This window comes from Pseudoalteromonas rubra (assembly GCF_005887115.1).
GTDB lineage: Bacteria > Pseudomonadota > Gammaproteobacteria > Enterobacterales > Alteromonadaceae > Pseudoalteromonas > Pseudoalteromonas rubra_F.
The window spans coordinates 76,780-90,569 of sequence record NZ_PNCJ01000008.1 but is presented as its reverse complement, the minus strand read 5'-3'; the positions used below and the strand labels follow the sequence as shown (position 1 = coordinate 90,569).

Annotated in this window: 4 protein-coding genes; 3 read left to right on the top strand and 1 reads right to left on the bottom strand. The window is 43.0% G+C overall.

The annotated features are described in order from the left end of the window. Positions 1-2: 2 nt before the first annotated feature. A complete protein-coding gene (locus tag CWB98_RS05395; RefSeq protein WP_054014624.1) occupies positions 3-236 on the bottom strand; it encodes a helix-turn-helix domain-containing protein in 234 nt (77 codons plus the stop codon). Between the two features lie 517 nt (positions 237-753). On the opposite strand from CWB98_RS05395, the gene CWB98_RS05390 reads away from it, so the two are divergent. From CWB98_RS05390 to CWB98_RS05380, 3 genes are all read left to right on the top strand, one after another. Continuing rightward, positions 754-2,178 (top strand): hypothetical protein, encoded by a 1,425-nt coding sequence (locus tag CWB98_RS05390; protein ID WP_138543917.1) that lies wholly within the window; start codon positions 754-756, stop codon positions 2,176-2,178. 557 nt (positions 2,179-2,735) lie between these two features. Next, the gene (locus CWB98_RS05385) at positions 2,736-13,283 is read left to right on the top strand and encodes an RHS repeat-associated core domain-containing protein (protein WP_171045590.1); all 10,548 of its coding nucleotides are present in this window, start codon (positions 2,736-2,738) and stop codon (positions 13,281-13,283) included. Further along, on the top strand, positions 13,267-13,773 hold the full coding sequence (locus tag CWB98_RS05380; RefSeq protein ID WP_128064550.1) for a hypothetical protein: 507 nt from the start codon (positions 13,267-13,269) through the stop codon (positions 13,771-13,773). Before CWB98_RS05385 ends, CWB98_RS05380 begins: the two co-directional genes overlap by 17 nt. Positions 13,774-13,790 lie beyond the last annotated feature (17 nt).

Here is a 13,790-nt window from a genome sequence, read left to right as displayed (position 1 = left end):
GGTCAGGCTTGACCGTGCTGGCGTATTTTGGTCAAAAAGTCAGATACATCTACAGAGCAAAAAGTCACCATGGCAAAGAACTGGTTGAGCTTTGGTTGGCCCACATCTCGCTCCCAGTTTTCGTAAGTCTTACGACAAACCCCCAACTGAGTTGCCATCGCTTGCGTTGTCACCCCTTTGTTCTTTCTTAATTTTCTCAGGTCATCACCGGTAATATAACGGGAAAAGAAATCCATGCTGTTTATTCCTTTGTTTATTTTTTTAAAGGTAAAGCCGGTTCCGCTTGATACACCTATAGCATCACTTAAAAGACGGATCACCGGGCGCCTATTGCTATTTCCTGCAATGGGTAATTTGTAACTCAGGTTGCGATGAAATAAATAATAATATGCATCTATTTTGCATGTTATGAATTGATTCATCAGGGGCTGGGAGCCGTATAAAATTCGTGGATGTCAAAATTAAGAATTTAACAGAGAAGTCTTCCAGAAACATTTAAGGAAAATGTCATATTAAAGACATCTCGGTTTTGATCTCACCTTAGGTTAATAGATAAACACTTTTCTTGTTGACCTGAATGCAAAGTGAACAATACAATGGGGTGTTTTCCTAATTATATCGCCTTCCTTATGTTTTGTTTACATCTTGTTGATGTTTGGTGGTTGATAAAAGTGGATAAATGAGAAAAATAAAATAGCTCATTGATAATAAATAATAGAAGTTGGATACAGTTTAAGCGATCAAAGGATATATATGATGATAAGCGCTTTTCCGGGCAGAGCCACACTTACCTTACTATTTGCTCTGACTAACTTGTGTTTCACTTACATAGTGCACGCAAGCAGTCAAACTGAGTTTGAGCAGGCGTATGCGCCAATTTTAGTGGGTGGCATAACCACATTTATTCCAATCGAATTAACACCAGATGTTGTCGTAAAGCTCTCCACTAAAGAGGCTGGTGGCTATACCGACCTTGCCTGGACACCCTCTCCACAGGCCGACTACTATCAGATACTCAAGTTTGATGGCCAAACCTGGCAGCTAGTGGCTTCGAACGTCGTATCAACTCATTATCGATACCAGGGGGGCGGTAGTTTTAGAGTTGTGGCGTGCCATAGATATGGGTGCTCAATCCGCAACAAAGCCAATGTAAATGTGAGTGATGCACTGGCGATAAACGCTTTTTATATACAAGGCAATGCTGCAGTTGAGGTTGGCTCTGTAGTGAAGCTGGGCTGGCAGCTTTCTGGCGCGACAAGTGCTGCTATAACGCATACCCAAAACGGTGTTATTAACTCACATCAAGTTACATTGCTGGATACCAGCTCCCACACTTTTAGCGTGTACGCTGATTCACGTTTTACTCTAACAGTCAAAGGATTCAATGGAGAGCATATTTCTACAGTTCTTGATGTTGCCACATTAAGGGCAAACCCTTTTTTGCAAAAAGGGAAGCAAAGTGAATACAAGCAACCTTTATTTGGCTTAGACCTCGATATCATCGAGCGCACTATTTTACAAAACGAACACCACCTCGTTTTTTCAACTCATGATGGCGCGTTATATTTTTTCCGAGCGCATAAAGAGTCAGAAAAACCCATTACTTGGCACCAGGAATGGTCTATCAATTTGGAAGGGGTTATTAACAGTGTTCCTAGTATTACAGAAGGCTATGTATTCTATAGTGAAACAAATGAAAAAAATATGGGACGAGTTTGTAAGGTTAGGTTAAAGGACAAACAAAGCCAAACCTGTTCACCTTATTATGAAGGCAGTCTGCTCGCTAGCCCGATTGTCGTCAATAATGATGGTGATTACTCGGTCAAATTTTTAGAATCATTCGCGGGCTCTGAGAAAAAAGCCAGTGGTATTTACGCATTCTATTATGATGGAAGTGTTCGAATATTTGACCAGCAAAGCCTAACGCCTAAACCACAAAGTTTTACTTTGGCAGAACAATTATCGCTTCCATTGATAAATACGCCCACACTGTTTCTCAACAGGAAAAGAATTGAAGGTCTCGATGAGCAGATATTGATTAAAGAACAAAACCATGTGCTTGGTGTCGCTATTCCCACGACACAGGTTGTTCAGCAATCTCAAAGCTTTGGGGTGCTGGCCATTGGTCAACAAGGGTTAGCGCAACCTATGACAGTTCTATGGAGAGGAACACTATGAAACATATTATAAGCAGCCTTGTTTTTTTGGCGTATCTGTTTTTCTCCTCTTTGGCTACCGCCGGCAATTTTAGCTGCCCAGATACCACGATAGAAGTGCAAAAAGGCAATCCTGGTTCATCCAGTGGAAGATTTCCTACTCAACCATTTATCGATGCCATTAATAGATACGGAAGAGTCATCTTTTATTTTGATAAAGTGATGCATGGTAGCGTCAATTTGGGAGTGAATTATGCTGATTTTCCAGCGTGGATTACAAATAATGTTGTACCTACAGGAAACTTTATCTGGGGACCAAGTGTGCATTATGGTAAGACACTGGAGGTTGGCACACATGAGATTTATGCCCATTTTTCTTTTTCTGCTAACGGTATAGTTGGTAGTAACGATATCGTCTGCAAAAGAACGGTTAAGGTTACTGCTGAACCAACAAATTTCCATATAGTGTCTTCGATTTCACCAAACAAAACACGGTTTTCCACAAAAGAGAACTTTAAAATTACTGGTACTGTTAAGAACAACCCAAACCCAATTAGCTATTTTTCCTGGAAAAGATACATGGGGATAATCTGGCCCTATCCTCCCAGCCCTGGTGAGGGGACATGTACCAAAACTATCAATACGCCTTGCTACATTCAAATTAAGGCCGGCGACTTGCCTGTCGGTGAGTACACCTATGGTTTTAAAGCGTTTGATAACAGGTATCCTGCCAATGTGACTGAAAAAGCAATCAACATTGTTATATTCGAAGAAAACACTAATCCGACTATTAGTAATTTTAAGCTAAAAGACAGTTTTGGAAACGACTTATCAGGTTCATCTGTCGGCTCCGGACAAAACGTATATATTGACTTTACGATTCGTGATGTGGATGAATCCTCCGAAAACCAGTTAAATCAGTCTTCTCTAGAAGTCAATGGGGCACTCATTGACAGCTCTCATGACAAATGTAGTTTCAGTGCAACTGAAATCAGCTGTTCAGGTCTGGCATTTGCCGCTGCGCCGGGTAATGGAAGTAATAATTTTTCAGCAACTGTTTCTGTGACAGACAAAAGTGGTGGGTTTGCTGAACAAACTAAGAATGTAAGGATCAATGCTTTGCCGTCGGCAAACTTAGCAGTCAGCTTAGAATCAGCGTTTATTGATCAGAATATTCATGTCTCTGCGTCCATGAGTGACGATACTTACATTCGTGAAGCTAAAATTTGTGCAGATATTAGCCAGCTTAGCCGAGTCTGCGATGCTCCAATAAAAACATGTACTTTTAGTGAGAGTGATACAACGTTCCCTTGCTCAGTAAGCTATAACCATGCTCAGGCTGGCATGGAGAATGGTAGGGTTGTTTTCACACTATTTGTAGTCGATGGTGATGGTGCAACATTGAGTACCCCACCCTATAAGACCGTGAACTTTAAGAATCACTTTGGGTTTTCGGCGAACAGTCTGACAAACAGATCTTATCGTGTTGGCGATACCATAGAGCTTACTATCAATGTTGCCAAATTTTCTAATGCATCCAACCAGATAAATACTTACAGCTTGTTTAGCAATGAGGCCGAAATACGTAATGCCTCTATTTCGCCAGAAATTCCCGTGACTGGGTTGCCGATGACGGACTCTGAGGCCAATACTAAGCAAGTTACCATTAGTTGGAATGCGAACCACCTTGGAACGAACCGAACTCTCAGCCTGACTCTGACAGATGATCAGGGGGCTTCTATCACTAAAAATGTTGGCCAGATATCGGTTAGTCACCCAGTACCAGACAAACCGATTTCGCCAAAGCTTGAAGTTGTCAATGGGGATAACGGTTATAAGTTGATTATCAGTCAGTTCGACCTCACTCGCGAATTTGCGATAACAACACGTTTAAATGGAAGAGACCATCAGAACAACACATTAGTAGCTAGTAAAAGTAAGGTAGAGCTCTTTTTCCCTACGACAACCAATATGCATGGTCAATCGCTCCAGTTTGAAGTAGTAGGAATTAACTATTTTGATCAAAATCCGTCGCTGCAAACCCGCGGAGATGTAACACTGAGTGAATTAAGAGATATTGAACATACGATAGCGAAACCACTGCCACCGCGTTTCAATCACCACCCTAGACAGGTTGGTGGTCAATATACACTAACATGGCCTGACAATAATGATGGGGTTACCCATTATTACAAAGTAATGTCCTGGGCTGGGTTACCAAGCGATAAAGGAAAAGTAGCTAATAAAGAAACAGCAAAGCTGAGTGAAAATCAGTTGACGCTCTCGTTGCTCGAAAAGGGTAAGTACACTTATGAGCTAATCGCGTGTAATGCAATGGATCTGTGCACTGCAGGACAGCAACTCACAATCGATCATATGATACCTATTCTGCAGTCTGTTACTGCGACTGATTGCACACAAGTTCAATGCGGTGATTTAGTTTCTTTTTATATCTCAGGTCTATTTTTGCATGCAGACCAAAGTCAGATCCGTGCGCGGATCCGTGCAACAGGAGAGATCTTCACTGCGACCAATCAGAGTTTTAGTAACAATACTCTAACAGTCAACTTTGATAAGCGGGTATATCTAGGCCTCACACAGGGTGGCTTACAGGTGTTTGCAACGAATGGTGTTAAAGAGAGTGGAAAATATGTTCAGAGTATACTTTCTGTTGATTCAACAGGCAGCAGTGGTCAGCCGGATTTATTAGACAGCCAGATTACCATAAGTGATAACGGTTACCTTTATGTCGGGAGAGAAACGGGTCTTGCGGGGTATAAAGTACGGGGAGATAAACTGGATAAACTCTGGTTACATGAACCTGAGACGAACAACAGCGGCCGAGATGATATACCTGCCAAAGTCGTTGCTCGACCCTTAGTCGAGAGCGTGTCTGATGATGACCTCATTTATTTTGGTTCCGAAAACCATCAGTTCTATAAGCTACGCCACAGGCCAAGTCAATCGAGTGATTCTCTACGGCGTGTTCAGGATTGGTTATTTACATCAAAAGGTCCAATTATCGCATCAGCCCAGCTGGATCAGGACGGCAATTTATATGTTGGTTCTATGGACAGCAACCTCTACTCGTTAGATAAAGAGTCCGGTCACGTACAATGGCAGTACACTTTTCCCGCAGGGATCAATCATCAGGTCGATGTTGCAGCTTCTGGGCAAATCTATGTAAAGACCGAAGACGGTGAGTTACATGTTATCGACCGCTCCATGATTTCTGCCAATGCGATAAAGTGGCGTGATCTTGGGGTTCTATATGACGCTTTTAGAGAGCACATTGAAAGGTGGGAAAAAAGCCGTTGGGAACCAACCCAGGAACACACGCACATTGTTCAGTTAACTAAAGCCATGTTGGTAATTTTGCAGCAGTCGCCAAGCAAAGACCAGTTAAGTTTGCTTGCCTATTTATATGAAAACGGCTATTCACTGAATGAAATTATCAGTGCACTTATAAATGCAAACTCTGAACTTACCAATGCTGATGATACTCAATTTATCAATATGTTGTTTCAGTACTTTATAGGCCCCCTGAATGGCGACGAAGTACTTGGTGGAGGAAATCAGCATTATTGGGTTGAGCAGCTAAGAAAGGGTACAACTAGAACAGAAGTGTTCATTACATTATTGCATGCTGGTGCTGCAAGAAATACCTATGACTCTGTTACGAATAGTTTGTTGTATTATTTCTATGATTTCTGCCTGGTTTCGAAAGACTGCTACTATGACTTCGACTCAGATGGTGATGGCTTAAGCGATCAAGTTGAAGCTGAGCTGGGATCTAACCCTGTTGATCCGGGTGATGGCCTTCTTGCGCCGTCTCTGTCCCTTGCTAAAGTAGGTACAGATACAGTGCGACTTACGATGTCGGCAAATAGTATCGTGGAAGAATATGAGCTGTATGTATCAAAACAAAATCAAGACTACTACCGGGCAGAGGTGATTGCAGCGCACAGTGCAGGTGAAGGTCCTGTGTCAGACGATGTTACCTCGTGGGCAAAACAGTATGAGAATGGCGATTATCGATTTAAAGTAAAAGCTTGTGTACGTGTAGCCTTACTGAATAACCCTCGAGTTCTGCACTGTAGCAATAACTTCTCAAATGAAGAAAGTATTGTTATCAACGATAGTACACAAACATCAGTGCCAAGTATCTCATTGCCATTTACACAAGCACAAAATACTGCCCCTTCTAGCCAAGTGCTTTTGCAGCATGCTCGTTTGTCTCCAACTGTGGGTAGTTTTAGAGTTAGTGAGTCGGGCTCAGCAACCTATAGCATTCCAGTGGAGTTACCTTCTGGTATTACAGGGGTTAAACCTTCGGTTAGTCTTGACTACAACTCTCAAACATCGCGAACTAATCTCGCTCTGGGATGGAGTTTAAATGCCACGTCAAGCATTACTCGATGTCGACAGACTCGGGCCCAGGATGGACAGTTTAAGGGAATAACACTGAGCGATGAAGATCGTTATTGCCTGGATGGTCAGCGTCTGATACCGCTCGATGTTAACGAGTCGATAGACGGTCTGACGACATTAGCAACATTTGAAACTGAAATAGAGAGTCACCAAACCATTGTTTTAGCTAGCCACCCAGAAACAGGTCTGGATATGTTTGTTGTCAGGGGGAAAGATGGTTCATTTAGGTACTATGGTGGTACAGAAAACAGTGAAGTACGCATTACTAATGCGGATGATAATGAATATGTGTTGACTTGGCTTCTTCATAAGGTGACAGACAACCTACAAAATGACAAGACCTCTATTTACTACTCCTATACGAACGAAGCCACCAATGCACAAGTATTAGGACTCAATGAGAAAGTTCTGGATAGGATAGAATACAGTGGCAATACGGTGCAGTTTAATTATGACAATTCAGGTGTCTTTAGCTCGAGTTATATTGACGGTGCCAAAATGGAGCAAGCGGCTCAATTAACTGGAGTTCGAGTTAGCAATCACCGAGGTTTTGAATTAAGTAATTACAAACTTGAATTTGAATATGCAAACAATCGTATACGTTTGCTAGATAAGGTGTCTCAGTGCCGCAATGACGTATGTAAACGACCAATTGAATTTGACTATAATTCTTTCGCACTAAGTACTAATTATCAGGCATTTAGTACTATTTTTTCAACGTCTGGCAGCAACAAGCTTGCAGCTATGACACTAATCGATACTCAAGGGGATGGGACCGCAGAAATTGCAACTCTGGAAAAAGTGGGTGATAGAAGGTACGAATTGTGTTTCTGGGAAGGGAATACATACGAAACCCCCTCTAAAATAGACTGTCAGTCCATTAATCGCTTCGATAATGAGGAGTCTGTCGGTATTCAAGTAATCGATGCGAATGGTGATGGAAAGCAATCTTTATGGATAAATTTACAGGATAAATACAACCCTAGCCATACATCCAATAACTATTATTGGAAAAGGGCTTATTTAGATGCGGGTGTTATTCAGCTGACATCACTTCCTCTTTCGGATCACTACGCGCCGTTTATAAAAAACAGTAATGCGGCAGACTTCAATGGGGATGGTTTTGCAGATCTTGTTTTCCAGCAAAAAGAAGTGAGCCTTAACTCATCAAGTCACTGGTATTCGTTGTTCAGCAATAGAAATGAGTTGTTTGTTGCCTTGTATGATCCTGGCTTGGGCAAATTTTTACGCCCGCAAATGGTCTATTCGAGTAAACCAGGGAGCTACTCCCAGCTAACGCAAAAGAACACCCCTTGGTTTGCCATGGATGTAAACTTTGATGGCCTTGCTGACATTATTTCACTCAAGTGTCCCGCGAACAACTGTGCCGAACATGAAGCAAGTTCTGTATTTGCTAACTTTAACCAAGGCGTCACCAGTAGCGGTAGGCTGAGAGCATTGACCTCTAATGCCATAACCAGTTCTTCGGCTAAACATATAGAGCATGTTACTCCAGCAGACTTTAACGGCGATGGGCTCATCGATTTCGTATATCTTAAAACCTCGCTTTACAACGATAAAGTAAAAGAATGGCGAGTTATGCTCAGTAAATCGAGTAGTAGGATTTTGTTTGAAGACAAACACCTGGGCTGGGCTAAAACGGATCCTATGCAGGATGCTCTCTTGAGCGAAAAAATTGCCCCATTGGCAATGGATGTTAATAAAGACGGCAAGCTTGAGCTGTACTTCTTTGTTGAAGACAACAATCCAGTTTCACCCGATTGGACAAAGTTTACCTGGCATCCCGAAGAGGAAAAGTTTGAAGAGTCGGGTTTATATTCGCCATTTACTACGCCTGGATTAGACCTTGAAAAAGGAGACTATGCCTTTTTTAGTGATTACAATCGAGATGGTGTACCAGACTTAATGTTTAAAGCTGGTGGAAAGGTTGTAGTGAAATACAATCTCAGCCAATCGCCATTTGCAGGCTACCTGTCCGACATTACGCAAGGTTACGGTAATAAAACAAGTGTCCAGTATAGTGTGATGACAGACTCGGGTATCTATAAACCGATACCATCTTCACAGTATGATTCAGATTTCTCAGAAGACTTATTCGACCAAAGCTTATTCAAAACGCAGGGTTTAAAAATTATGCCTGTTAATGGTGCTATGCCTCTGGTATCTAGTGTCATGACGGACAGCCCTAGTAGTCAAGATGAGACATTGAGAAGCGAAGTACGATATAACTATGAGGGGGCTCTGGCGCAATTTGGTGGCCGTGGTATGCTCGGGTTTAAGTCCCTGACTACCGTGAATATCAAAGACGGTCAACAGTTTAGTACAACAACGCGTTATCATCAGGCCTTTCCGCTCACAGGTATGCCCGCGAGAACGGTCAAAGCTTATAACGGTACGGTGATCAGTAGTGCGGTGAACGACTATTATTTAAAGTCTAACTCGCATAGTTCAGGTAGAACCTATCAGGTTTATAACCAGCTTGCGAAGGAATGCGCCAGTCTGATCAATATGAATGCAGGCGCGGCAATTGGTTCAAGTCAGTGCTCTAGTACCCAAACTCAGCAGGATGCGTATGGCAATGTGACCAAGACCATATCTAAACAGCTAGCCGATAATCGCTCTGCGCCTATTGTGGATCTCTCAAATGACGAGGCCTGGCGTAGCATTGACAGCTTAAGCGTGGCCAGCCCACTCTCAAGTGTGACGACCAGCAATAATTATGGTGCAACTGATAGCTATAAAAAGCTTGGTCGTCTGGTTTCATCAACGGTTACGCATTCAGCCATTGATAAGACGGACCATACTCTGACGTCGAACTTTACTTATTATGGCGCCAGCCACGCTAATGCGTATATGCTAGAAAGCGAGACGATTGCACAGGGCAAAGGGTGTAAGTTCGAACTCACAACCAACTATCAATATGATGATCTGGGTAATCTAAAGCAAAAAAGTACTTCTAACTCTGCATGTGATAGTGACGACAAGCAAACCCGCATCACAGAAACTATTTACGATTCAGAGAAACGGTATCCGCTTTATTCCAGGCAAAAAGCCAACAAAGAGGAACCGTCAACAGCTGGCAACGTGTTGTGGGCAAAAAGTTCACAAGTCGAGGCACGCAACGCGTTTGGGCTGCCAACCGAAGTGCGGACGGTAAATGGCACAAGAGTGACTACTCTGTATGACGTGTTTGGGTCAAAAATTGGTACATATAGTGCGTCTGGCGCACAAAGTTATCAATATCTGACTGCTTGTCAGGACAGTGATAAGTGCGTTGCTCAGGTCAATAAAGTTGTCAATGGTGAGTTGGCTGAAAAACAATTCATGGACAGAATGGGGAGGGTGTATAAAACCAGCACAGTAACCGTTCTGGGGACTTGGCTGGATACGACGGTAGAGCATGATCAGTATGGTCGGGCGCTGAAGCAACAGGCGCCGGGGAGTGCTGAAATTACATACAGCTATGATGCCTTTGACCGTGTAACATCGACCACAGATAACAACAGTCAGGTGACAACAACCTATACTCAAAGTGATCTGGTTAGTACGGTTGAGCTAAGTGGTGCAGGCGTCTCTACTGGCAAGCAAACAACTACAACGACCAAGAATGCACTTGGGCAGGTTGAGTCAGTCACAGATGCTAAAGGCAATGTCCTCCGATACACCTATGATAGCCGCGGTAAGCAGCTGACGGTGTACTCTTCCGCAGACAATATGATTTTGATCGACAACAGCTATGACTTGCTGGGTCGGAGTGAAACCGCTAAAGATGTTGATCGTGGTGATTGGAGCTATGAGTACAACGCGTTTGGAGAGCTAATCAAGCAAACCGATGCACGGGGCGTTGCAACGCATATAAAGTATGATCTACTGGGACGTAAAGTTCGCCAGTGGCATACGCAGCCGAATAGCATGAGTGCCAATTCAACCTACATTGAACAGACCGACATTGTGTATGAAGGCGAGAGTCAGTGGCACTTTGGTACTCTGGCTGAGAATGTACATCAGTTACAGTCTGCAACTCAGGGTGACGACTGGGCACAGTATTACTACTACGATACCTTTGGGCGTACCGCGGCAACATTGACGGCGCTGGAAACGCAGCAATGTGTTGATGGCGTTGTGTTTAACACGCGACTGAACGATTTGCGAATTAAGCAAGGCTACAATAATCCGAACACGCCGAGCCGAGACTTATCTGACCCGCTCTCTTCCAGATGTGTTATTCAGCAAATGGCCTATGATGAATTTGGCAGAGTCAGCTATCAGTTTGATGATTATCGCAGGCTGGAAAGCGGTGAATACATCGATGCCCGTGGGGTGAGAAACACCTACCAGCACGGCCAGGTTGCACAGACACACGAAGCGCGAGAAGGGCAGTATGGTCAGCAATACTATGAAGTACAGTCGCTCAATGCCCGTGGGCAAGTTACCCAATATAAGAAAGGTAATGCAATCATGGCGGTGTCGTATGACGATGCCGGTATGGTTAAAACCATTGCAAGTACAAACTATCGTCATATTCAGGCTGACTCGTACAGCTTTGATGGCATGGGCAATTTACTGAGTCGCGCACAGATTGCGTTACCCGAGCAAAATTATGAGTATGATTTGCTTAATAGGGTGACACATATCGAGAATAAGGAATTGTTCAGATACGATGCCAATGGCAACTTAAGGTCTAAAGCGAATTTTAGCAGTTCCGGTTTAAATGGTAGCTGTACTGTGATTAATGAGAAGTGGTCTCAGCATTATGGTCAGGGTGAAGCGCCCAGACACGCCATAACAAGCCGCTCTTACAATACCGGGGATGTTGACAACAGCTGTAGTTCAACGCCAATTATTTTACCGCCTCCTATTGATATAGGTCCTATCCTTCCCCCTGGTGACGCGTTGTATAGTGCAGATATCGGTGTGCAATCGGCATCGGCAAACACTGACCGAACGGTGACGGAGCGATTTACCTATGACAAAAACGGAAATCAAACCAAGCTGTATATCGACGGTTCAGGTTATCGCAGCATTGACTACACAGCTAGAAATAAAGCGGCCAACATCATCGTGGATGGTAAAGTTGTGCGCTTTAGTTATGATGCAAACAATCGCCGTTATAAGCGCGTAGATGACAGCCAAACCATCTACTATGTCGGTGCGCTGGAGCTAACTGTGAGTTCGACGGAAAGCGGCGACAACACACCTTTTATCAAGCGCTACATAGGTAATGATGCGCAACAAAAGTACTTTATGAATGGCAACAGTGCCATGCAATGGATGTTTACCGACCATCAGGGCTCGATTATTGCTGTCACAAATCGTAATTACGAGCTATTGGCCCGTTATTCCTATGATGTATTTGGTGCACAAAAGTATAAGGGACCCCAGAATCTGGTCGATACGCTGAACTTCTCAACGGCACAGCGCATCTTTGATACGGTATCTGACAACTTCCGCGGTTATACCGGCCATGAACCCGTTAAGATAGGCAGTGACAGCCGTATCATTCATATGAATGGTCGGATCTATGACACAAGCACAGGCCGCTTTATGCAGGCGGATCCGGTGGTGCAGGCGCCTTCGAATCTTCAAAACTATAACGCTTATTCTTATGTGTTGAATAATCCACTGAGTTATACGGATCCGAGTGGGTATTTGTTTAAAAAGCTCTGGAAGAAAATAAAACCTTTTATTGGGGCAATAGCTGCGATAGCTGTATCATTATATTGTCAGGTGTGTGGTGCGACAATGTGGAATGCAGCAATGACAGGCGCTGCAATTGGAGCCAGTAGTGCTGCGATCAATGGTGGTAATATCCTCAAGGGAGCTATTCTCGGAGGATTGTCTGGAGCAGCTTTCCAACAGATCGGGGCCAATTTTAACGGACCTGAAGGTAGTGGATTTTTTGCTGAAGGTGGCATAGGACATATTGCTACTCACGGTGTAGCTGGTGGTGTCATGTCTGTATTACAAGGAGGAAAGTTTGGGCATGGGTTTGTCAGTGCTGGTTTGACAAAAGCCTTAAATATAAATGGAATTGTTGGTACTGCGGCCAAAGATGCTGGTATTCGGGTCGCTCTAGCAGCGATAGTCGGCGGAACAATATCAAAAGTTACAGGTGGCAAGTTTTCTAATGGAGCCATAACCGCTGCTTTTGCACAGGCTTTTAATGGTGAGAAATATGCGTCCAAAATTGAGGCAAGGAAAGAGCTGATGCACAAAGTAAACGATACTTATGAGCTGAAAGCTCTCCAGCCAAACAACCAAAGGTTTGAAGAATTAAGCGTAGCTGGTTATACCGCAGATTATGAGGAGAGAAGTGTATTCGGTGATTCTGAAGAGTACTTCACTCATCTAGGACCCGAGCAATCATTCAAAAATGGTGTCGCACCTCTGACTAATGTGGCTGGTGGTGCAAACGGAAAACTACATGTTAGAAGTAGCCTACCTGGGGCTGATAATTACACACTTGATGCAAAAGTTATTCGCACGTCTTATGACTCCGGCATGGTGGAGAACTTAAGAAATGTTTGGCAAGCACAAAGCCTTGACTATGGACATTACTCCGAAAATTACAACGCTATACCTGTGTACGTTCAATCGAGTGAAGGAACTATCTATAGGTTTCTACATAATCAAAAAACCTTGTCTTGGGATAGTATAAGTGATGTTAATAAATAAAATATGCTTTTTTACTTTTATAGTTTTAAGCTTCAGTGTTTTAGCAGACACTGAGTATGAAGTGGAGAAAAAGAAGCTTCTAGCTAACGAAAGGGTAGAGTATTGGTCTAATAAGGTTTTAAAGGAGCATAAAGCTATCTTTAGAATGCTAAGATATCTAGAGAAAAACCCTAGTAAGCACATTACACCTCAATACTTAGAGTTAATTTTTGAAGATATGAAAAAGAATGATCCTGAGTTACTTGAGATAACTACAAGTGCAAAAAGATTGGGAATAATTAATGGCAAGACCAATAGTTATGGTACTTCTGGTTTGTTATTGATGGTTTTTGAAAGTCGAAAATACTATTTTACTTATAGTGTTACATTTGATTCGGAGGAAACGAGTACAATGCTAGCGAGAACTTGCCCAAGCTCTAAACAAGGAGGTTTGTGCAGCTATTTTAAATCAGGTGGACTTCACTTTCTCTATAGTTTTGAGGAGAAATAGTACAGCCTGCAAAAAGT